This is a genomic window from Flavobacterium turcicum (assembly GCF_011365745.1).
GTDB lineage: Bacteria > Bacteroidota > Bacteroidia > Flavobacteriales > Flavobacteriaceae > Flavobacterium > Flavobacterium turcicum.
Genome location: NZ_JAAOBY010000002.1, coordinates 462631 through 486378 on the forward strand (window position 1 = coordinate 462631; position 23748 = coordinate 486378).

Here is a 23748-nt window from a genome sequence, read left to right on the forward strand (position 1 = left end):
CAAGCTCTAAGTTTAGTTTTTGAAAAAAAAAGAGTAACAAACTATGATAATACAATTAGTTTTATACTTTTGATTTTTGAAGTTATTTTGCAGAATCAACAACATAAATTTGCAAAAATTACAGATTATAAATTTAATTGATAAAAATACAAGATGGCATTAAAGGGCTTATTTAGAAAAAAAACCGTTCAAGATATCTTAAAGCAAGTTGAAAAAAACAATGCCGATGGCCATGCAGCCTTGGGCAAGCACTTGACAGCCCGAGATTTGACCGCATTTGGAATTGCAGCAATCGTAGGAGCTGGTATTTTTAGTACAATTGGTAAAGCTAGTGCCGATGGTGGACCTGCCGTAATATTTCTTTTTCTTTTTACTGCCGTTGCCTGTAGTTTTGCTGCATTTGCTTACGCTGAATTTGCATCAATGGTGCCGGTTTCAGGAAGTGCATACACCTATTCGTATGTAGCTTTTGGTGAAATCATCGCTTGGATTATTGGTTGGGCATTGATCATGGAGTATTCTGTGGGAAATATAACAGTAGCCATTTCGTGGAGTGACTACTTTACCGGCTTGCTTCAAAGTGGAGGTATTAACCTGCCACAATGGGTTCAAATGGATTATTTATCAGCTTCTCGCGGATATGATGAAGCTATGGCGCTAATGCAAAGTGGAAAAGATTTTGCTAATTTGAGTCCTGCATTACAAAATGCTCATAATGCTTGGCAAACTGCACCGGTTATTGGCTCGTTTCATTTTGTAGCTGATTTGCCTGCCTTGTTAATCATTGTTTTAATAACTGCTTTGATTTATCGTGGTATGAAAGAGTCGCGTAATGCAAGTAATATCATGGTAGTTGTCAAATTATGTATCGTACTTTTGGTAATTGCCGTAGGTATTTTTTATGTAGATACGGCCAATTGGGATCCGTTTGCACCAAATGGTGTTTCTGGAGTTTTAAAAGGAGTGTCAGCTGTATTTTTCGCCTATATTGGTTTTGATGCTATTTCTACAACTGCTGAAGAATGTAAAGATCCACAACGCGATTTACCTCGTGGGATGATGTGGGCGATCATTATTTGTACGCTTTTATATATCGCCATTGCATTGGTTTTAACCGGAATGGTTTCTTACGATTTACTAAATGTAGGCGATCCGTTAGCCTTTGTTTTTGAAAAATTAGATTTGAAATGGATGTCGGGAATTATTGCTGTTAGTGCGGTCGTGGCTATGGCAAGTGTATTGTTGGTTTTTCAAATGGGACAACCTCGTATTTGGATGAGTATGAGTCGCGATGGTTTGTTACCAAAACGTTTTTCAAAAGTGCATCCAAAATACAAGACACCATCTTATGCTACCATTGTAACTGGATTTGTTGTCGCAGTACCAGCCTTGTTTTTGAATCTGACTTTAGTTACTGATTTGTGTAGTATTGGTACTTTATTTGCCTTTGTTTTGGTTTGTGCGGGAGTTTTAGTACTTCAAAATAAACCAGATATCCCAAGAGGAAAATTCAAAACGCCATATGTAAATTCTAAGTTTATAATGCCAATTTTATTGTTGATTGGTGTTGTTTATGCTTTTGTGTACAACAAAAAAGCCACTATGGATTTTGTTACTAATGAAACTCAAATCAATTCCTCTGCAGCGATTATTACTAGCTTAACCAAAGAAGAAACTACAAAAGTATATGATTATTTAGTTGGTTTGGATGCTAAAAATGCTACAACAGAAACTCCAGATTTAGAGCAAATTTTAAATCAGTACCAGGAAGATGAAGCAAAGTATGCAGAAGTTGTAAAAGGTTTGCCTGTGGCTGATACTTTAAAATATGAATCAGGTTTTAGTTTATTCAAACATAAAATTCCAATGTGGATTTTCCTTTTGAGTTTAATAGGGCTAACTGCTTGGGCTTATCGCGCTAATTTATCTTTAATTCCGCTTTTGGGTTTAATATGTTGCTTGTACATGATGGCAGAATTAAGTGTTTGGAATTGGATTTATTTTGGAGTTTGGTTGCTTTTAGGATTAGTTATTTACTTCGGCTTTAGCCAAAAAAATAGTAAACTAAATACAGTTTCAGAATAAGAAATTGATTTTATATTTTAAAAATGCTTTACATCAGTGGAGCATTTTTTTTTGGTTATAAGTCAATTATTTTTGGATTTAAAAAAACCGCTAGTATTCTTTTTACTAGCGGTTTCAAACAAACCAAACAATCAAATTTTAATGTTTTATTTCCAACCTCCGCCAAGTGCTTTATACAATTGGATGATTGCTTTATATTGTTGGAATTTATTGTCTATCAAATTAAGTTCTGCATTTAAAGCGTTGTCTTTCACAGTTAAAACTTCTAGATAATTTGCCAATCCATAGGTAAGAAGCTCATCTGAATAGTCCGTGGCTTTGTTTAATGCAGCTACTTGTTTTTCTCGAACAGTTAACTTGTAAGTTTCATTGTTATAAATGGCTAGCGCATCCGATACTTCTTTTCCAGCTGTCAATAAGGATTGTTCAAACTGAAGGTAAGCTTTTTCTTGATTTGCTTTTGCAATTTCAAATCTTGTTTTTATTTGACGTTGGTTGAAAATAGGTTGTGTTAAGCCTGTAATCACATTAGCAAAAATGGAGTTGGCACTGAACCATTCTTTTAGGTCAATACTCTGCAATCCGCCTGCAGCAGTAACTTTAAACGTTGGGTAAAAATTACTTTTTGCAACATTAGTTTGCTCAAAATTAGATATCAAATTATATTCAGCGGCAATTACATCTGGTCGGTTTCGTAGCAATTGTACTGATGTACCAAGTGTTATAGCCGGTTTTATGCTTTGTGCTTCAAAAGTACTCCTTTCAATTTTATTAGAATTTTGCCCCATCAGAATACTCAAGGTATTTTCTAGAATGATGGTATTATTTTTAAGATCAGCGATGATAATTTCAGTAGCGTATTTTTGAGCTTCTGTTTGTTTTACACCAACTTCAGTAACATTACCTGCTTTTTTTAACGCAACAATAGTTTCAATACTTTGATTACGGTTAACTAAAGTTTTTTCGGCTAACTTTATTTGTGCATCAATGGCCATCAGTTGGTAGTACGTAGCAGCAATATTTGCGATCAATTGTGTTTTAACAGCTTGATTTGCAGCAGTGCTTTGTAAAAAAGAGGCGTTGGCAGCGCGTTTATTACTTCTAATTTTGCCCCAAATATCCGCTTCCCAAGATAGATTTCCAGTAAGTTGGTATTGATCAGTGCTACGATCACGCAACAAGGCACCAAATTGGCTGTTTCTAGAAAGTTCCTGATGTGTCCAGTCTGCAGAAGTTGAAAAAGTAGGGTAGAAGCCTGCTTTACCTTGTTTCATCGTGGCTTCTGCAGCTGCGATGTTTTGCATGGCAATTTTAATATCCAAGTTATTTTCGAGTCCTTTCTGAATGTATTGTTGTAAAATGGGATCTGTAAAGACATTTTTCCAAGCCACATCTGCAAGTGAAATCGTATCTGTTGCTACGATTTCATTTCGGTATAAATTTTCAGTTTTTAATTCGGGTCTTTTGTATTCTTTGGCCACAAAACAAGATTGCACTGTGAGGGCTAAAGCGATCAAAAAGATAATTTTATAGCTGTTGTTTTTCATTTTTTTTAGTCTAAATTTTGAGAATCTGATTCTGAATGAGTAGTCGGAATTGGCTTTGCACTAATTTTTTCTTGCAAAGTTTGAAAGATGATAAACAACACTGGGATAACAAATACGCCCAACAAAGTTCCTATCAGCATACCGCCAATTGCTCCTGTTCCAATCGCTTTGTTTCCAACTGCTCCAGCTCCTTGTGCCAACATCAATGGTAATAATCCAAAGATAAAAGCAAACGAAGTCATCAAGATAGGACGTAATCTCGCAACGGCTCCTTGTATAGCAGCTTCTGCAATTGAAAGTCCATTTTTTCTTGCTTCTGTCGAAAATTCGATAATCAAAATAGCGTTCTTAGCAAGTAAACCAATTAACATAATCAAGGTAATTTGCAGGTAAATATTATCGCTTACATCAAATAGAAAAGCAAATAAATAAGCTCCAGCCAAACCAATTGGTAATGAAATTAATACTGCAAATGGTAGCATATAACTTTCATATTGTGCGGCTAATAAGAAATAAACAAATACTAGACACAATAAGAAAATATACAAGGTTTGTCCACCCGCACTGATTTCTTCACGAGTCATTCCTGAATATTCATAACCATAACCTACTGGTAAACTTTGACTCGCCACTTCTTCAATAGCCTTAATGGCATCACCGGAACTAAAACCATCTTTCGGTGCACCAGTAATTTTTACAGAAGTAAATAAATTAAAACGGTCAATTGCTTGTGGACCAAAAGTTTTTTCTAGCGTAATAAACTGAGATATTGGAGCCATTTGACCATTATTATTGCGAACCAAAACTTTATTTAATGATTCCGGATCGCTTCTAAATGATGGGTCTGATTGATAAACTACACGGTATTGTTTTCCAAACTTGTTGAAATTAGAAGCATAAACACCACCATAATAACCTTGAAGAGTACTTAAAACATCAGTAACTGTTAAACCAGATTTTTTAATTGCCGGTACGTTTAAATCAATTCGGTATTGAGGATAATTTGGCGAAAAAGAAGTTGCAGCATATTTAATTTCCGGTCTTGCATTTAATGCTGCCAAAAATGAATTGTTGACTTGACTTAATTCTTGAATAGTTCCTCCTTTTTGATCCTGTAATTGAAATTCAAATCCATTTGTAAAACCAAAACCGACTAAGGTTGGCCTAGCAAAATATAGTACTTTGGCATCTTTTACAGCAGCAGTACGCTTAAATAATTCTTGTACAATGGCATTGATTTCTTGATTGGCTTCTTTTCGCTCGGCCCAAGGTTTTAATTTTACGATTACCATTCCGTAATTACTTCCGGTTCCACTGATCAAACTTCGACCAGAAATACGTAGAACACCTTTTATTTCAGGAATATCTTTTACTTTATTTTCAATTTGCAACAAGACTTTCTCAGTGTTTTCTAATGAAGTTCCCGGTGGCAATGACACATCCGAAAGGATAGCACCCGTATCTTCTCCGGGTACAAAGGCTTTTGGTGTGACATTCAATAACAACACAAACAGACCCGCAAATAAGGCAATTCCGAGTACTGCAACCCATTTTCTTTTGATGAAAAATGAAACTGATTTTCTGTATTTATTAGTTGTTGCTTCAAACCCAACATTAAACGCGGTGTAAAAACGATTTAAAAAACCAGTTTTCTTTTCGTTATCGTGTCCTTTCAAGAAAATCGCACACAAGGCAGGTGATAATGTTAATGCATTAACAGCAGATAAAACAATCGCTACAGCTAAGGTTAAACCAAATTGTTTGTAAAAAACTCCTGCTGAACCGCTAATAAATGATACCGGAATAAATACCGCCGACATCACTAAAGTTATCGAAATGATGGCACTACTAATATCACTCATGGCGCTGTGTGTTGCTTTTTTAGGGTCGTGTTCCCCAGCTTCCATTTTTGCATGTACAGCCTCCACAACTACAATGGCATCATCGACCACAATACCTACTGCTAAAACCAATGCAAAAAGGGTCAATAAGTTTATGGTGAAACCAAATAAACTCAAGAAAAAGAATGTTCCTACAATGGCAACAGGAACTGAAATAGCAGGGATTAGCGTTGATCTCCAGTCTTGTAAAAAGATAAAAACAACAATAAATACTAAGATAAACGCTTCGATTAAGGTATGAATTACTTTTGTAATGGATTCATCTAGAAAATCATTTGCGTTAATCAGAGTGGTATAATTTACTCCTTTTGGGAAGTTAACTGAGCTTTCTTCTAAAACTTTTAAGGAGCCTTCAATTACCTCTTGCGCATTCGATCCAGCAGTTTGCGCCACAGCAATAGCTACCGATTGATTGCCATTTGTTAAGGTATTACTAGCATAGTTTACAGCTCCTAGTTCGATTTTTGCGACATCTCCCAATTTTAAAACCTCACCATTTGCTGTAGAACGAATGACGATGTTTTCGAATTCTTGGGTATTTTGTAAACGTCCTTTGTATTTTAAAGTATATTGAAACGATTGGTTGCTACTTTCCCCTAACTGTCCGGGTGCTGCTTCGATATTTTGCTCCGCTAATAAAGCAGTAACATCAGAAGGAACCAATCCATAGGCGCCCATTACATCTGGCTTGAGCCAAATACGCATCGAATAATCTTTTTGTCCAAAAATAGTTGCTTCACCCACGCCAGCAACTCTTTTGATTTTTGGCAAAATGTTGATGTTGGCATAGTTTTGTAAAAAGGTCATGTCGTAATCAGGATTTTCGCTGTACAAAGAAAAAATCAAGATGTTGTCACTTTGTCTTTTTGATGTGGTAACTCCAGCTCTGGTAACTTCTTGTGGCAATAGAGGTGTAGCTCTTGAAACTCTATTTTGAACGTTTACAGCTGCTAAATCTGGATTTGTACCCAGTTTGAAGTAAATACTAATCGAAGCTGATCCGTCATTGTTTGAAGTAGAGGTCATGTAGGTCATATCCTCGACACCATTAATTTGTTCTTCTAGCGGAATAACCACCGAATTCATTACCACCTCGGCACTTGCACCTTGATAATTTGCTGTTACTGTAACTGTTGGTGGTGCTATTTCTGGATATTGCGAAACCGGAAGCGAAAGCAATCCTAAAGCACCCAATATCACTATGATAATAGAAATCACAGTTGACAATACTGGTCTGTCAATAAATTTTGAAAACATATGTTTTGATTTTTAAAAAGTCAATTATTTTTTTGCAGTATTGATAATGGAATTAAAATCAACTACTTCTGGCTTTATAAGTGTGCCTTCTGTTACAATTCCTATACCTTCAATTAACATTTTATCGTTTGGATTTAGGCCACTGTCCACTACAAAAAACTGTCCACCAGGTACTGATCTCACAGTTATTGGAACTGCTTTTACTTTACTTTCTTTATCCACAATTAACGCAATACGTTTGTCTTGCATTTCTAGAGTTGCGTTTTGAGGAATGATGATCACATTTTGCAAATCAGTCGGAATTTGAATTACTCCACTTTCGCCAGAGCGCAATAATCGATTTGAATTAGGGAAACTCGCTCGAACATTGAATGAACCAGTTTGCGCATTGGCTTGACCGCTAAAAGTTTCTATTTTACCTTTTTGCTCGTAAGCAATTCCGTTACTTAGGACCAAGTTAACTTTTGGCATTTTGTTGATTTTCTCCTGAAAGGTTTTACCTGCAGCATGCATCATTATATCTAGCTGTTGTTTTTCATTTACTGAAAAGTAGGCATAAATAGTACTTACATCTGAAATGCGTGTGAGTGGTTCTGCAGTTTGACTACTTACATAACTTCCTAATCGTAAAGGCAATGAACCTACAATTCCGTTAACAGGGCTTTTTATAGTAGCATAATTAATGCGGGCTACAATACCTTGATAAATACTTTTGGCATTAGCCAAATTTGCTTTAGCAGTTTCAAGTTGCACATCGCTGATAATATTGCGTTCTACAAGTGGTTTTAGACGGCTAACTTCTACTTGAGCAGCAGTTACTTTCGCTTTTGCGGCAGCGGCCTCCTGATTTGCAGTTTGTGTTTCTAGTTTAAAAAGAAGTTGTCCTTTTTTAACTTCTTGACCTTCTTGCACATAAATTTTTTCAATATAGCCATCTACTTTAGCGCGAATATCAATATCTGTAATTCCTTCTAAACTTGTAGGATATTCAGCTAAAAGGGTTGTGCTACTTGTAGCTATTTGAGCCACTTTGTAGGTTGGTGTAGGAGGTGCAACTTGCTCCGTTTCTTTTTTACAAGAAAGAAAGCTTATGGTTATCAAAAGGGCGCTTATTAAGTATCTCTTTTTCATTGGATTTGGTGTTTCTAAAATTAATTTTTGGAGTTGTTATTGTGATTTTCAATCTCTTTGAATGTCGAAATAGTCTTTAATAAAAGAGATTCTACTTCGTAAACATGATTTTTATATGCTTTTACATTTTGCATGTTACAGCGTTCTTCAACGCACGAGGCTGTTTGTTCTCTATAACCAAGTAATTTATCGATGAGTGTTTTTTCGCTCTCTAATATTTTGACATAATTCTGAAGCCTCTCGCTAAAAGGTGAAGCTTTAAAATATTTTTTTCGATCGCCTGAAAGAGTGTGGTAATTTATTTTACCCATCTTTAGCAGTAAATTTAAATTGGTTGAAATGGAGCTTTTACTAGCTGCCATTTTTGCTATAATTTCTTCAAATGTGAGTCCGTTTTTACAACCATCAACAATTAAGAGTCCTAAAATACGAGAACCCAAAGGCGGTAAATGGTATAAAAGTTCGAAATGAATGCCAAACATTTCAATCAATTCCTCGCGTTCTTTCTGCATAAATTCTGTTATTTTTTTGCAAAATTACAAGTTAGTTCGTAATTTACCGAACTAAGCGAACTTAAATTTATGTTAATTTGAATTCTAATAAACAAGGAGTGCAAAATGAGTGTAATATTTATTTAAAAGCCTAAAAAGTAGCTATGAATCAATTACATTCGAAAAAAATGCTTAATATTGGAAATTGTAATAAAACGATTAACTACTTTTAACTAGACCATACAATTATGAACACAAAAAATTATTCACCATTTATAGTAGCCGCATTTTTAATTGTAGCAACAATTACAACAGCCCAACATAAGTTTGTTAATACTCCTCCAGAAGTTTCGCCTATGCCTATGAAACCTGAAATGACTGAAATTTGGGAGCCACAAGTTCAAGTAGTAACGCCTGCGAAAGTTTTAGGAAACGCTCCTTCGGATGCGATTATCTTATTTGATGGAAAAAATTTAGATCAATGGGTAAGTCAAAAAGATCAAAGTAAAGCTGCGCCATGGAAAATTGTTGATAAAGATTACATGGAAGTGGTTCCTGGTTCTGGCGGTATACAAACTAAAATGTCATTTGGGGATTGCCAATTACACCTAGAATGGAGTGCTCCAGATGAAGTGCTTGATGGCGGACAGGCGAGAGGTAATAGTGGTGTTTTTTTTCAAAACCGTTATGAACTCCAGATTTTAGATTCATACAACAATAGAACATACGCTAACGGTCAAGCAGGTAGTATTTACAAAGATCATCCACCTTTGGTTAATGCTGTAAAAACGCCTTTAGAATGGAACGCATACGATATTATTTATACCGCACCAAGATTTAAAGCGGATGGTAAAATTGATGCTCCAGCTCGAATTACGGTTTTCTTGAATGGCGTTTTGGTGCAAAATAATGCGACAATAAATGGACTAACTTTGTATATAGGTTTGCACAATTATCCGTCTGCGCACGGAGAGGACGTGATTTCGCTGCAAGATCATGATTCCAAAAATCAGTTTAGAAATATTTGGCTTCGAAGATTATAACATCAAAATAGAAATGGAGCGCTTGTAACGCTCCATTTTTGTAGGATTTCATTTTTGAAAATGAATTTACTTATATTTGTTGACCTTTAAAAATAAAAAGAAGTGACTCCAATCAATAAGAAGAAAATATTTAATGACCCTATTTATGGGTTTATCACTATACCGAATGCACTAATTTATGATCTAATTCAGCATCCATATTTTCAGCGTTTACGCCGCATTTCACAAATGGGGTTATCCTATTTAGTTTATCCTGGTGCCAACCATACTCGCTTTCATCACGCATTGGGCTGTATGCATTTGATGCAAAAGGCAGTTGATGTGCTTCGTTTTAAAGGAGTTGTTATTTCAGCAGAAGAGGAAAATGCCCTTTATATTGCTATTCTGCTTCACGACATTGGCCACGGTCCATTTTCGCATGCTATGGAAAAAAGTATTGTTGAAGATGTGCACCACGAAGAAATTTCTTTGCTGTTCATGAATCAGCTAAATATTGAATTCAACGGACAATTAAGCTTGGCCATTCAAGTGTTTAAAGGAGAGTACAACCGTAAATTTATGTTGCAATTGATATCTAGTCAATTAGATATGGACCGAATGGATTATTTGAAAAGAGACAGTTTTTACTCAGGAGTGGCAGAAGGAAATGTAAATTCGGAACGTTTGATTCAAATGATGAACGTGGTAGATGATTATTTAGTTATCGAAGAGAAAGGAATTTACTCTGTTGAGAAATTTTTGATGTCCCGAAGATTAATGTATTGGCAAGCGTATTTGCACAAAACGAGTTTGGTAGCCGAACTTATTTTGATGAAAATCTTAAAAAGGGCAAAAGAATTGACATTAAAAGGTATTGTACTGCCTTGTAGCGAACCACTATTGTTTTTTATGCAAAACAGAGTTTCATTGCAAAATTTTGATGCCGCTACTTTATATTTGTTTTCTCAATTAGATGATTTTGATATAATTGGTGCATTAAAAACATGGCAAAAACAGCCCGATTATATTTTGTCGGCTTTAAGTAAAATGATCGTCAACAGGGATTTGTTGAAGATCAAATTGAGTAGCGAAAAAGTAGATTTAGACTATTTACAAGAATTGAAAGAACGATTTTCTAGAGAATACCATATTTCTGTTACAGATACTAACTACTTTATTTTTAGGGGAAAAATCAAAAATCAAGCCTACAGTAAAGAGGCAGAACCTATTCGAATTTTGAAAAAAGATAGTACTGTTGAAGATGTAATTGAATCTTCTGACCAGCTGAATTTAAAATCGTTATCTAAGGCAGTGACTAAGTATTATCTATGTTTCCCAAAACAACTGTTATAAAAACAGCATTTAAAATCTATTTTTTTATATTTTTGTCGCGATGAAATTTACAGCAGAACAAATAGCGGGGATATTAGAAGGAGAGGTAATTGGCAATGCCAATGCCGAAGTTTCTACCTTATCAAAAATTGAAGAAGGAGCAGAAGGTTCTCTTACTTTTTTGTCTAATCCGAAGTATCAAAATTATATTTATACCACAAAAGCTTCTATAACAATTGTTAATAAAAGTTTTGTAGCCGATGCTCCTGTTGAGACTACGCTTATAAAGGTAGAAGATGCTTATGCTAGTTTTACCAAACTTTTAGAATTTTATAACGAAGTTAAACTAAACAAGACTGGTATAGAGCAACCTTCTTTTATAGCTGATAACGCAAAATTGGGAACCAATACTTATTTAGGTGCCTTTAGTTATATCGGGCAAAATGTTGTTTTAGGTGATAATGTCAAAATTTATCCCAATTGTTTCGTAGGTGATAATGTAGTTATTGGAGACAATTGTGTTGTTTTTGCTGGTGCAAAAATATATTCAGAAACAAGGATTGGAAACAATTGTACGATTCATTCCGGTGCTATCATTGGTGCAGATGGTTTTGGTTTTGCTCCAAATCCAGATGGAACTTATACTAAGATTCCTCAAATTGGAAACGTAGTTATTGAAGATAATGTCGATATTGGTTCTTGCACTACAATTGATAGAGCAACAATGGGTTCTACAATTATACGCGAAGGAGTAAAATTAGACAACCAAATACAAATTGCACATAATGTCGAAATTGGGGAGAATACCGTGATTGCTGCCCAAGCAGGGGTAGCAGGTTCAACCAAAATTGGTAAAAATTGTATGATTGGTGGTCAAGTGGGTATTTCTGGTCATTTGTCAATTGGCAATAATGTGCGCATTCAGGCACAATCAGGCGTTGGTCGCAATATAAAAGACAATGAAATTTTGCAAGGAAGCCCAACATTTGGATACAATGATTTTAGTAAGTCATACATTCACTTTAAAAACTTACCTAAAATTGTTGCAGAAATTGAAGAATTAAAAAAACAAATATTAAACCAAAAAAATGGAAACAATGGTTAAACAGAAGACCATCAAAACAGAAATCTCACTAACAGGAGTTGGCTTACATACTGGTAAAGAAGTTAAAATGACTTTTAAACCTGCTCCAGTGAATAATGGTTTTACTTTTGTTCGAATAGATCTTGAAGGACAACCCGTTATTGAAGCAGATGCTAATTTTGTAGTAAATACACAAAGAGGTACCAATCTTGAAAAACGCGGTGTACAAATTCAGACTCCTGAACATGTTTTAGCGGCTTTAATTGGTTGCGATTTGGATAACGTTATTATTGAATTGAATGCTTCTGAACTTCCAATCATGGATGGTTCATCTAAATATTTTGTTGAAGCTTTAGAACAAGCGGGTTTTGAGGAGCAAAATGCTAATCGCAACGTTTATGTGGTAAAAGAAGTTATTTCATTTACAGATGAAGCAACGGGCAGTGAAATATTAGTAATGCCTAGCGACCAATATTGTGTTACTGCAATGGTTGACTTTGGTACAAAAATTCTTGGAACACAAAACGCTAACATGAAAAGCATTTCAGAATTTAAATCTGAAATTGCTAATTCAAGAACATTCAGTTTTTTACATGAACTAGAATCTCTTTTAGAACATGGATTAATAAAAGGAGGCGATTTAAACAACGCTATTGTGTACGTAGATAAAGAAATTTCTGCAGCCACAATGGAGAATTTGAAGCGTGCTTTTGGTAAAGATGAAATTTCAGTAAAACCAAATGGTATTTTAGATAATTTGACTTTGCATTATCCAAATGAAGCAGCACGTCATAAATTGTTAGATGTTGTTGGTGATTTAGCTTTGATAGGAACTCGTATTCAAGGAAAAGTAATTGCAAACAAGCCAGGACATTTTGTGAATACTCAGTTTGCCAAGAAAATGGCAAAGATTATCAAAATTGAACAACGCAACTATGTGCCAGTTTATGATTTGAATCAAGAGCCTTTGATGGATATTCATAAAATAATGGCTGTTTTGCCACATCGTCCACCGTTTTTATTGATTGATCGCATTATTGAAATGTCTGAAAGTCATGTGGTTGGGATGAAGAATGTAACGATGAATGAAAACTTCTTCGTGGGGCATTTTCCAGAGGCTCCAGTTATGCCAGGAGTTCTAATCGTTGAAGCTATGGCGCAAACAGGCGGAATTTTGGTTTTAAGTACTGTTCCAGATCCAGAAAATTACTTGACGTATTTTATGAAAATTGATAATGTCAAGTTCAAACATAAAGTTTTACCCGGCGATACATTAATCTTTAAGTGTGATTTGATTACACCAATCAGAAGAGGTATTTGCCACATGCAAGCCAATGCTTACGCTAACGGAAAATTAGTAGCTGAAGCAGAATTAATGGCGCAAATTGCAAAAAAACAATAATTTTTTTGTTGATTTGGTTAATCGTTTTTCGGTTAATCGATTAAACAGGTAAACGATTAAATAAAGATTATGAATCAACCACTAGCTTACGTTCACCCTGGTGCTAAAATTGCCAAGAATGTTGTTATAGAGCCTTTTACCACCATACACAACAATGTAGTTATTGGTGATGGAACATGGATTGGATCGAATGTGACCATCATGGAAGGAGCCCGCATCGGAAAAAATTGTAATATTTTTCCAGGCGCAGTTATATCGGCAGTGCCGCAAGATTTAAAGTTTGGAGGCGAAGATTCTCTCGTAATTATTGGCGACAATTGTACAATTAGAGAGTGCGTTACAATAAATAGAGGTACAGTTGCTTCTGGTCAAACTGTTATTGGAGACAATTGCTTGATTATGGCAACGGCTCATATTGCGCATGATTGTCACGTTGGTAACAACGCCATTATTGTAAATGGTGTATTATTAGGTGGTCACGTGACTATTGGCAATTACGCTATTATTGGAGGATTGTCAGCTATTCATCAGTTTATTAGTGTGGGGGACCATGCTATGATTTCTGGTGGATCATTGTTGAGAAAAGATGTTCCGCCTTACACAAAAGCAGCAAAAGAACCACTTTCATATGTAGGTATAAATTCTGTTGGTTTAAGAAGACGTGGATTTACCTCTGAAAAAATCAGAGAAATTCAAGAAATCTACCGTATTTTGTATCAAAAGAATTACAATGTAACGCAAGCATTAGGGATCATTGAGGCAGAAATGGAAGCGACTCCAGAACGAGATGAAATTATCGATTTTATTCGAAATTCATCAAGAGGAGTAATGAAAGGCTACTCAGGAAATTATTAAAAATAGAAACAAATATAAACCGCTATTACATTTAAAATAATAGCTAAACATACCAAAATGGCAACTACATCAGATATTAAAAACGGATTGTGCATTAAATACAACAACGATATTTATAAAATTATCGAATTTTTACACGTAAAACCAGGTAAAGGTCCTGCGTTTGTGAGAACTAAATTAAGAAGTTTGACTAACGGAAAAGTATTAGATAATACATTTTCTGCAGGTCATAAAATTGATGAAGTTCGTGTAGAAAATCATAAGTTTCAGTTTTTATATCCAGAAGGAGATCAGTTTCACTTCATGAATACAGAAACTTTTGAGCAAATTTCATTGAACAAAAATATTTTAGATTCACCAGATTTATTAAAAGAAGGTGAAAATGTAATGGTAAGTATTAATACCGAAACTGATTTACCATTATCTGTTGATATGCCAGCTTCAGTAGTTTTAGAAGTAACTTACGCTGAGCCAGGAATTAAAGGAAATACAGCTACTAATGCTACTAAATCTGCAACTGTTGAAACAGGTGCTACTGTAAATGTACCTTTGTTTATCAACGAAGGTGACAAAATTAAAATTGAGACAGCTACGGGTTCTTACATGGAGCGTGTAAAAGAGTAATTAATTTAGGTTTTCTATTTTTTGAAACAAATTTCAAGTTTGATCAAAATAGAAAACCTAATTTGCTTTTTATTAAAGGTATATTAGATGAAATTCGAAAAAGTTTACGCTTTACAAGATATAGCCGCAATTATTGGTTGTGAGTATGTTGGTGATGCCAATTTTCCGGTGCAAGGTATGAATGAAATTCATGTCGTTACACCAGGAGATATAGTATTTGTGGACCATCCAAAGTACTATGACAAAGCTTTGCAATCGGCCGCTACAATTGTTTTAATCAATAAAAAAGTAGACTGTCCAGAGGGCAAAGCACTTTTGCTTTCTGATGATCCTTTTCGAGATTTTAATGTATTAACAAAGCATTTTAAACCCTTTCAAGCAACTAATTCTGCTATTGCTTCTACTGCAAAAATTGGAGATGGAACTGTAATACAACCCAATTGTTTTATAGGGAATCAAGTTGTAATTGGCAAAAATTGTTTAATTCATCCCAACGTCACTATTTACGACCATACTATAATTGGTGACAATGTGATTATTCATGCAGGAACCATTTTGGGAGCTGATGCTTTTTATTACAAAAAACGTGCAGAAGGTTTTGACCAATTAATCTCCGGAGGTCGCGTTGTGATTGAGGATAATGTTGGTATTGGCGCTTTGTGTAGCATTGATAAAGGTGTAACGGGTGATACAACTATTGGTGCAGGCTCAAAGTTAGACAACCAAGTACACGTTGGTCACGACACTGTTATTGGTAAAAAATGTTTAATTGCTTCGCAAACCGGAATTGCCGGATGCGTTATTATTGAAGACGAAGTTACTATTTGGGGACAAGTAGGAACTACTAGTGGTATTACTATCGGCGCTAAGGCGGTAATTATGGGACAAACGGGAGTTACCAAATCAGTTGAAGGCGGGAAGTCCTATTTTGGAACTCCGATAGAAGAATCCAGAGAAAAATTGAAACAATTAGCTCACATTAAAAAGATTCCAGAAATTTTAAACAAACTAAAATAATATGTCTGTAAAAGAGATAGTTCAAAAGTTTTATAAGTCGGATGCCTTAATTGATAGCGCGGTCATTAAAGATTTTCTTCATCCAGAAGTGGTAGTGGAGTGGAATAGTAGTAAAGGTTTTGTTGAGCTAGATTACAATGCATTGGTTCAATTATCCGATGAATTAAGTAAAGCTTACGTGCGTTCAAAGGTGCGCATTAGCCATATCTTAGCAGAGAATGATCTGGTGTCTTTACGCTACTCCCATTTTGTAAAAACTATTGAAAATCCAAGAGAGGAGATGTTACTAGCTCATTTTAATGTTATTTGGCAAATTAAAGACAACAAATTATTTCGTGGCTATCAAATGAGTCAATTATCCTAATTTTAGTATCAAAAAACTGCCGAAGCACTAGTAATTAGTGATTACTATTTTATACTTTTGCATAACCATTTTAAAAACTACATAAAAAATATATCATGAGTGTTTTAGTTAATAAAGATTCCAAAATAATTGTTCAAGGTTTTACTGGAAGCGAAGGTACATTCCACGCTTCTCAAATGATTGAATACGGTACAAACGTTGTAGGTGGTGTTACTCCAGGAAAAGGAGGAACAAGTCATTTAGATCGTCCGGTATTTAATACTGTAAAAGATGCTGTTGATCAAGCAGGTGCTGATACAAGTATCATTTTTGTACCACCAGCTTTTGCTGCTGATGCTATTATGGAAGCTGCTGATGCTGGTATTAAAGTAATCATTGCAATTACTGAAGGAATTCCAGTTGCAGATATGATTAAAGCTAATGCTTATGTAAAAGAAAGAGATGCAAGATTAATTGGTCCTAACTGCCCAGGTGTAATTACTCCAGGTGAAGCTAAAGTGGGAATCATGCCAGGTTTTGTGTTTAAAAAAGGTACAGTTGGTATCGTTTCTAAATCAGGTACTTTAACTTATGAAGCAGCTGACCAAGTTGTAAAACAAGGATTAGGAATCACTACTGCAATTGGTATTGGTGGAGATCCAATTATTGGAACTACTACAAAAGAAGCAGTTGAATTGTTAATGAATGATCCTGAGACTGAATTAATCATCATGATTGGTGAAATTGGTGGTCAATTAGAAGCAGATGCTGCTAAATGGGTGAAAGCTGATGGAAACCGCAAGCCAGTTGTTGGATTCATTGCTGGAGAAACAGCTCCTGCTGGAAGAACAATGGGTCACGCTGGTGCAATTGTTGGAGGATCTGACGATACAGCTGCTGCTAAAAAGCAAATCATGAGAGACAACGGAATTCACGTTGTTGATTCACCAGCTGAAATTGGTAAAAAAGTAAAAGAAATTTTAGGATAATCACCTGAAATATAAATATTATAAAGCCTCACATTTTGTGGGGCTTTTTTTGTTGTAAATTGAATTAAAGAAATATCTTTGCACTTTATTTAAAAAATCTTGTATCCAAGGTTTTTTTTTAATAAAAACAAAACACACGAATAGTTTTCAGTGAGCCTCACGATTTTGTGAGGTCTTTTTTTGTGAAAATCTATTCCATTAAAAATAACATATATGTACAAAGAATTAGAAAAATTCACGGTTACCAATCAATTTTTATTTAATGTTGATGATAGTTTAGAGCAAGTTTGTAATGCCTCTGAAGGATCTGGCGTATTTTTAGTTTACGCTGTAGGTGACGAGAAAGAATTAATTATGGTGAGTTCAACTGGGACTGTTCAAAATAACGGCGCTTTAAAAATAAAAAATGGCGGTTTATTCGATAAAATTGTAGAAGGTCACCAATTTGCAAAAACAGGAAGGAAATATTCTTGGCCAGCTCAAATGAAAAAGGAAGCTATATCTTCTCTTGAAGTGGTTTGGTTTGAAACTTTTAACAATGAAGTAAAATCAATTCCAACTGCTGTAGAAGGTCAAGTTTTACAATCATTTTTGGATGAGAATGGAAGGTTGCCTAGATGGAATGTTGCATTCTAATAAATTTCCTTAAAAAAATTTAAAGTCCCCAATTAAAGTAGGGGACTTTTTTATTTAAAAGGATTCGCCCACTTTGGATCGGTATATACATTAGAGCCTGATAAGGTTTTTATGAAAGCGATCAATGCATCGACTTCGGTAGCTGTCAAATTCAATTTTTGTCCAGATCCGTTTGGACGCAATCTCGGATCTAAATTGGTATTGCCCGAAGCAATTGTAATAGTGCCATAATGGCCAATCACATTTTGCAAAGTAGCTAAATTAGCTGTGTGCATAAATGCTCCATTGCTACTTCCATCTTTTTTGATAGCGTCTCGCAAGGTTGGGGATCTAGTATTTGTAATATCAATACCATTTGAATTTAGTATTCCGATAATTCCGTTATTGCGACTATTGGGGTCAATACTAAATTCTGGCGCTTGATGGCATCCTGCGCAACCCAAACCTCCAGCAGTTCTACTACCACTTGAATCAAATACTGGTGGTGTTAAAAACAGATTTTTTCCTTGATTTTCTTGTACTGTAAAGTTTGGAAAAGGTTGATTTTCATTAGCTACAAGTGCGCGACCTATATCATATTTTGCATCGAATGATTGAATGCTTCTAATAAATTGCGCTAAAGCCAATTGAATCTTGTTTTCAGTAATATCTTCTGAACCATAAACAAACTTGAACAGTTCTTTATAATATCCAATGTTTTGAAGTTTACTCGTCAGTGTATTAAAATTACCATCGCCCAAGGTGCCGCTAAAACCCATTTCAATATGATCTTGAATAGGTTGTGTTGTTTGATTTTCTAAATTAGTTGCTCGTTCATTCCAGAAAAATTTACTTTCATTACTAAAACGAGTATTGATCAATCGCATGCTATGTCTACTCGTTAATCCGTTTACACCAGTACTTGCTTGTGCAACATCTCCAAATGCATTTGCTTGAACGTGACAACTTGAACATGAAACTGTATTTGTAGCTGAAAGATTTTTGTCATAAAATAAAATACGGCCCAACGTAGCTCCTTTGTCTGTAATAGGATTGTTAGTTGTATTGTCCTTTGTGATATAAGCAGGTACTACCTGATTAGCATAATTGTCTAATTGATTTAAATTTATTTTTCCTTCAAAGCTTGCTTTTATATTGGGGTAAGCTTCAATTGCAATATAATCAGTTGCATCGTTATTATTGCTGCAACCTGCCGCTAAAATACTAGCGGCAATAAATAAGCTATGTTTAAGTAATTTCATTATTTTGTGTTTATAAACTTGATTGTTTTACTATTCAAACCTTTAAAAATGATTTATTATTTAGATTAGACTATCAATTATAAAAATAGTTTAATTTGAATAGATACTTATTTATTATCATAAATTATTGATAATTAATTTTTATTATCTAATATTATTTGAAAAATATTAATAGAAGTATTTTTCTTTTTTAGTAAAAAGTTTGATGTTTTTTACCGTTTGTTTAATTATTCGCAAAAAATCAATTACTTTTGCACCCGTTATCACGAATCCTGTAAAGGGATAGCAACCTGCAACAACAAGCAAGGTGCTAAAACGATAAGCCAAATCCTTTGGAAAAAATGTTGTTTACATTCCCAATACCAGCTTTGTTTTTCGTCATAACACTTAATTTAAAATTATTTTTATGACAAATTTTACTAAGGAATCCGGAAATCCGTATGCTTTGATTCCGCTATTTATTTTTATTTTTACTTTTTTGGGCGCTGGTATTTTACTAGATGATTTTTATGCGTTTCCTTCACCAGTAGCAGTATTAGTAGGTATTATTGCTGCATTTATTTTGTTTAAAACATCAACTGACGATAAAGTAGATACTTTAATTGCTGGTTGTGGTGATAGTAAAATCATGACAATGTGTTTGATTTATTTGTTCGCTGGTGCTTTTGCCGTGGTGAGTAAAGCAATGGGTGGTGTAGATGCAGTAGTAAATTTAGGGATTAGTACTATTGATGTAGCTTATTTTCCGTTAGGGATATTCTTGATTGCCTCGTTTTTATCTACTGCTACAGGAACTTCTGTTGGTGCTATTGTAGCAATTGGACCAATTGCGATATCGCTCGCTGATAAAAGTGGTGCTTCAATGCCATTAATAGCAGGTGCTTTGTTAGGAGGCTCTATGCTTGGTGATAATTTATCAATGATATCAGACACTACAATAGCTGCAACTCAATCTCTTGGTTGTGATTTGAAAGATAAATTTAAAATCAACTTGTTTATTGCACTTCCGGCGGCCATTGTAACTATTTTAATTTTCTTCTATTTAGGTTTCAATTCAGATGTTGTTGCTGTAGATATCGCTAAAAATGATTACTCTTTATGGGCTATTTTGCCGTACGTTTTGGTAATCGTTTTTGCCGTTGTGGGTGTCAATGTGTTTTACACATTATTACTAGGAACAATAATTGCAGGTCTGATTGGTTTTTACAACGACTCATTTACGGTAATGGAATTTACCCAGAAAATTTATGAAGGATTTACTAGTATGACCGATATCTTTTTGCTTTCTATGCTTACAGGAGGATTAGCTGCTATGGTTGATAAGGCTGGAGGTATTACTTGGGTTTTAAACCAAATCAAAAAAAGAATTAAAAGTAAAAAATCAGCACAAACAGGTATTGGAGTACTAGTAGGTTTTGCCAATTTAGCCATTGCGAACAATACCGTTTCTATTGTAATTACTGGGCCTATTGCAAAGGAAATTAATGATGAGTATGGATTGAGTGCTAAAAAATCGGCTACTATTTTAGATATTTTTTCATGCGTTATTCAGGGAATATTGCCTTATGGAGCTCAAATTTTGTTGATACTGAGTTATGCTAATGGTAAATTAGATTTTCTTGATATTTTGAGTAACGCATGGTACCATTTATTTTTACTTGTGTTTACATTGATTGCTATTTATGCTACTTTTTGGGATAAATTAGCCTACCGTTTTTTGAAGGTATAATTGTAAAAATTATTGTTCATAATCAAGACTAAATTTTTTTTAAAAAAGGAAATAGTATATATTTGGCAAGTCGTTTTTAGCCCTGATAGCAACGGAAATCCTTTTGGGTATGCGACAGCGGACCTAAAAGATTGCAGTGAATAGCAGGAATAGCTTCGAATAAAAAATAACTAATTTTTGATTATGAAATTACTAGAAGGAAAAGTTGCCATTATAACAGGCGCAAGTCGCGGAATTGGAAAAGGAATTGCAGAAGTTTTTGCAAAACATGGCGCTAATGTTGCGTTTACATACAGTTCATCAGTAGAGTCGGCAATGGCTTTGGAGAACGAATTGAATGCATTGGGTATCAAAGCTAAAGGATACCAATCAAACGCTGCAAATTTTAACGAAGCACAAACGTTTGTGGATGCAGTTTTGGCTGATTTTGGCACGGTTGACGTATTGATTAACAACGCCGGAATTACAAAAGATAATTTGTTGATGCGTATGTCTGAAGAAGATTTTGACAACGTTATGGATGTGAACTTGAAATCGGTTTTTAACATGACAAAAGCCATTCAACGTACATTTTTAAAGCAACGTGCCGGATCAATTATAAATATGAGTTCTGTGGTTGGGGTGAAAGGAAACGCGGGACAAACGAACTACGCGGCTTCAAAAGCGGGTGTAATTGGTTTTTCGAAATCAGTTGCTTTAGAATTAGGTTCTAGAAATATTCGTTGTAACGTAATTGCACCTGGATTTATTGAAACTGAAATGACTGCAAAGTTAAACGAAGATGTTGTAAAAGGTTGGAGAGATGGAATTCCTTTAAAAAGAGGTGGTTCTACAGAAGATGTTGCAAACGCTTGTCTTTTCTTTGCATCGGATATGAGTGCTTATGTAACCGGTCAGGTACTTAATGTATGTGGCGGAATGTTGACTTAAAATGTCATTAAAAGTTTTAAAATTCAAAGATTGACCGAATTTTGAACTTTAAAACATATTATAAGCTGTAAATTCTTCAAATCTTTTAATAAAGAATAAATGACAACAAACACAATACTATTGGTACTTTTATCTTTGATACTAGCTGGGGTATTGTCGTATTTACAGTATATTTATAGAGCCAAAAATCAAACTAAAACGGTTTGGTTTTTGGCTTTTTTGCGTTTTTTATCTCTTTTTGGTATTTTGTTACTATTGATAAATCCGATAGTCACGCGTAAAACCTTGGAGCTATTTAAAACTCCTTTGGCAGTTGTTGTTGACAATTCTAGCTCTATTTCTTTTTTAGAAGCTACCAAACAAGCCAAAGCAACAATGCAAGCTTTGCAAGAAAATGCAGCATTACAAGAAAAGTTTGAAATACAATCTTTTCAATTTTCTAACACCATGGAGCCTTTTAGTCAGGTAGATTTTAAAGGAAGCCAAAGTAATATTGATGTGGTTGCTAAAAACTTGAAGAGTAATTTTAAAAACAAAACTTTTGCTACCGTTTTGATTACTGACGGAAATCAGACTTCTGGAAGTGATTACGTCTTTCAATTCGATCCACAAAATAAAGTATATCCTGTAGCTGTTGGTGATACAACAACCTATTTGGATTTAAAAATTAGTCAATTAAACGCTAATAAGTATGCTTTTTACAAGAATAAGTTTCCTGTAGAAGTCTTTTTACAATATGCAGGAAAGCAAAATGTTACGGCTAGTTTTTCCATTTCGCAAGGGAATAATGTCGTGGTAAAGCAAAGTGTTTCTTTCTCTGCTTCAAAAAATACCGCCACTTTGAATTTGCTTTTACCTGCAGATAAGGTGGGATTGCAGTTGTATCAAGCTAAAATAAGTTCGAATTTAACTGAGAAAAATAAATACAATAATGTAAAGAACTTTGCAGTTGAAGTACAAGATCAAAAAACAGCGATAGCTATTGTATCGGCTATTGATCACCCGGATATTGGTGCTTTTAAAAGAGCGATTGAAACTAATGCGCAACGCAAAGTAACGGTAGTTAAACCCAATCAAATAAACAACTTACGCGATTATAATATTCTTGTATGTTACCAGCCAACTGCTGCTTTTAAAAGTATTTTTGAAGGTGCTAAAAATGCTAAGATTAGTAGTTTTGTAGTGACTGGAATGGCAACTGATTTCAACTTTTTGAATCAGCAGCAAAATGATTTGAACTTTAAAATGAGCGGCCAAAGTGAAGATTATTTGAGTGTTTTGAATACTGATTTTAATTTATTTGCCACTGATGATATCGGTTTCGATGAGTCTCCTCCGTTACAAAATGCATTTGGGACGATAACTGCAAAAGCGGGACTTGAAATTTTACTTTCGTCAAAAATTCGAGTAATGAACACCAATGCGCCGCTATTGGCTTTTGCTGAAAATGAAAACCAACGAACTGCTTATTTGCTGGGCGAAAATAGTTGGAAGTGGCGTTTACAATCGCACATAAAAGAAAAATCGTTCGAAAAATACGATCGTTTTATCGATAAAATTATTCAGTATTTAGGATCAAAAGCAGCCAAAAAGCCTTTAGTCGTAGATCATGAACGGTTTTATAACGCGGGAGAATCAATTGTTATTAGTGCACAATATTTTAATAAAAATTATGAGGCCGATGATAAAGCACGACTAACAATTAACTTGCTAAATAAAAAAACAAAACAGCAGACAAATTATGATTTGTTGAATGCGGCAAACGGTTATAAAGTAAATCTTGATGGCTTGAAAGCAGGAACCTATCAGTTTACAGTAAAAGAACTCAACTCTAATACGACCTACAGCAGCAGTCTAGAAATTATTGATTTTGATATCGAAAAACAATTTGTAAACGCTGATATTGAAAGATTGTCGCAATTGGCAACGCAAACTTCCGGACAGTTATTTTATCCTAGTCAGGTTGACAAGCTTATGCAGACTTTGTTAGAAAATAAGGATTATCAAACGACTCAAAAAGAAATAGTTGTCAAAACACCACTCTTAGACTGGGTGTGGTTATTGGTTATTATTGCACTTTTACTTGGTACAGAATGGCTCGTTCGCAAATACAATGGTATGTTGTAATATTA

Annotated in this window: 19 protein-coding genes and 1 riboswitch; of the genes, 14 read left to right on the top strand and 5 right to left on the bottom strand. The window is 34.7% G+C overall.

Annotated elements, in window-relative coordinates:
* Positions 1–153 precede the first annotated feature (153 nt).
* Entirely contained in the window at positions 154–2085 is a 1932-nt protein-coding gene (locus G9Q29_RS05905) for an amino acid permease (RefSeq protein ID WP_166134286.1), read from the top strand.
* 146 nt (positions 2086–2231) lie between these two features.
* On the opposite strand, the gene G9Q29_RS05910 is transcribed toward G9Q29_RS05905, so the two are convergent.
* The 4 genes from G9Q29_RS05910 to G9Q29_RS05925 are packed head-to-tail and all read right to left on the bottom strand — an operon-like array spanning position 2232 to position 8433.
* Entirely contained in the window at positions 2232–3632 is a 1401-nt protein-coding gene (locus tag G9Q29_RS05910; protein ID WP_166134288.1) for an efflux transporter outer membrane subunit, read from the bottom strand.
* A 5-nt stretch (positions 3633–3637) separates the two neighbouring features.
* Positions 3638–6790, bottom strand: a complete 3153-nt coding sequence (locus G9Q29_RS05915) for an efflux RND transporter permease subunit (protein ID WP_166134290.1) — start codon at positions 6788–6790, stop codon at positions 3638–3640.
* Positions 6791–6814: 24 nt separating this feature from the next.
* A complete protein-coding gene (locus G9Q29_RS05920; RefSeq protein ID WP_166134292.1) occupies positions 6815–7921 on the bottom strand; it encodes an efflux RND transporter periplasmic adaptor subunit in 1107 nt (368 codons plus the stop codon).
* A 20-nt stretch (positions 7922–7941) separates the two neighbouring features.
* Entirely contained in the window at positions 7942–8433 is a 492-nt protein-coding gene (locus G9Q29_RS05925) for a GbsR/MarR family transcriptional regulator (protein ID WP_166134294.1), read from the bottom strand.
* A gap of 227 nt (positions 8434–8660) precedes the next feature.
* Here G9Q29_RS05925 and G9Q29_RS05930 point away from each other — a divergent pair, with 227 nt between their 5' ends.
* The 10 genes from G9Q29_RS05930 (at position 8661) to G9Q29_RS05975 (ending at position 17716) form a co-directional block, all read left to right on the top strand.
* The gene (locus G9Q29_RS05930) at positions 8661–9455 is read left to right on the top strand and encodes a 3-keto-disaccharide hydrolase (protein WP_166134296.1); all 795 of its coding nucleotides are present in this window, start codon (positions 8661–8663) and stop codon (positions 9453–9455) included.
* Positions 9456–9557: 102 nt separating this feature from the next.
* Complete coding sequence (locus tag G9Q29_RS05935; protein ID WP_166134298.1) at positions 9558–10787, top strand: HD domain-containing protein; 1230 nt, start codon at positions 9558–9560, stop codon at positions 10785–10787.
* A 40-nt stretch (positions 10788–10827) separates the two neighbouring features.
* Positions 10828–11871: a UDP-3-O-(3-hydroxymyristoyl)glucosamine N-acyltransferase gene (gene lpxD / locus G9Q29_RS05940; RefSeq protein WP_166134300.1), complete on the top strand. Its 1044-nt coding sequence runs from the start codon at positions 10828–10830 to the stop codon at positions 11869–11871.
* Positions 11864–13252: a bifunctional UDP-3-O-[3-hydroxymyristoyl] N-acetylglucosamine deacetylase/3-hydroxyacyl-ACP dehydratase gene (locus G9Q29_RS05945; RefSeq protein WP_166134648.1), complete on the top strand. Its 1389-nt coding sequence runs from the start codon at positions 11864–11866 to the stop codon at positions 13250–13252. The genes lpxD and G9Q29_RS05945 overlap by 8 nt, the downstream gene beginning before the upstream one ends.
* A gap of 69 nt (positions 13253–13321) precedes the next feature.
* Complete coding sequence (gene lpxA, locus G9Q29_RS05950) at positions 13322–14107, top strand: acyl-ACP--UDP-N-acetylglucosamine O-acyltransferase (protein ID WP_166134302.1); 786 nt, start codon at positions 13322–13324, stop codon at positions 14105–14107.
* 57 nt (positions 14108–14164) lie between these two features.
* Positions 14165–14731: an elongation factor P gene (efp, locus tag G9Q29_RS05955; RefSeq protein ID WP_166134304.1), complete on the top strand. Its 567-nt coding sequence runs from the start codon at positions 14165–14167 to the stop codon at positions 14729–14731.
* A gap of 87 nt (positions 14732–14818) precedes the next feature.
* Positions 14819–15748: a UDP-3-O-(3-hydroxymyristoyl)glucosamine N-acyltransferase gene (locus G9Q29_RS05960; RefSeq protein ID WP_166134306.1), complete on the top strand. Its 930-nt coding sequence runs from the start codon at positions 14819–14821 to the stop codon at positions 15746–15748.
* Between the two features lies 1 nt (position 15749).
* Positions 15750–16112, top strand: a complete 363-nt coding sequence (locus tag G9Q29_RS05965; protein WP_166134308.1) for a nuclear transport factor 2 family protein — start codon at positions 15750–15752, stop codon at positions 16110–16112.
* A 95-nt stretch (positions 16113–16207) separates the two neighbouring features.
* Positions 16208–17080: a succinate--CoA ligase subunit alpha gene (gene sucD, locus G9Q29_RS05970; protein ID WP_166134310.1), complete on the top strand. Its 873-nt coding sequence runs from the start codon at positions 16208–16210 to the stop codon at positions 17078–17080.
* Positions 17081–17293: 213 nt separating this feature from the next.
* A complete protein-coding gene (locus G9Q29_RS05975; RefSeq protein WP_166134312.1) occupies positions 17294–17716 on the top strand; it encodes a hypothetical protein in 423 nt (140 codons plus the stop codon).
* A gap of 50 nt (positions 17717–17766) precedes the next feature.
* Here the strand turns inward: G9Q29_RS05975 and G9Q29_RS05980 are convergent, their stop codons facing one another.
* On the bottom strand, positions 17767–18957 hold the full coding sequence (locus G9Q29_RS05980; protein ID WP_166134314.1) for a cytochrome-c peroxidase: 1191 nt from the start codon (positions 18955–18957) through the stop codon (positions 17767–17769).
* Between the two features lie 255 nt (positions 18958–19212).
* Positions 19213–19309, top strand: a riboswitch (SAM-I-IV-variant riboswitch).
* A 54-nt stretch (positions 19310–19363) separates the two neighbouring features.
* Between G9Q29_RS05980 and G9Q29_RS05985 the strand changes: the two genes are divergently transcribed.
* The 3 genes from G9Q29_RS05985 to G9Q29_RS05995 all read left to right on the top strand — a co-directional run bounded on the left by G9Q29_RS05985 (position 19364) and on the right by G9Q29_RS05995 (position 23743).
* On the top strand, positions 19364–20686 hold the full coding sequence (locus G9Q29_RS05985) for a Na+/H+ antiporter NhaC family protein (protein WP_166134316.1): 1323 nt from the start codon (positions 19364–19366) through the stop codon (positions 20684–20686).
* 183 nt (positions 20687–20869) lie between these two features.
* Positions 20870–21616, top strand: a complete 747-nt coding sequence (gene fabG / locus G9Q29_RS05990; RefSeq protein WP_086454968.1) for a 3-oxoacyl-[acyl-carrier-protein] reductase — start codon at positions 20870–20872, stop codon at positions 21614–21616.
* 99 nt (positions 21617–21715) lie between these two features.
* Positions 21716–23743 carry a hypothetical protein gene (locus G9Q29_RS05995; protein WP_166134319.1) on the top strand — a complete coding sequence of 676 codons (2028 nt, stop codon included), beginning with the start codon at positions 21716–21718 and terminating at the stop codon, positions 23741–23743.
* Positions 23744–23748: the final 5 nt, after the last annotated feature.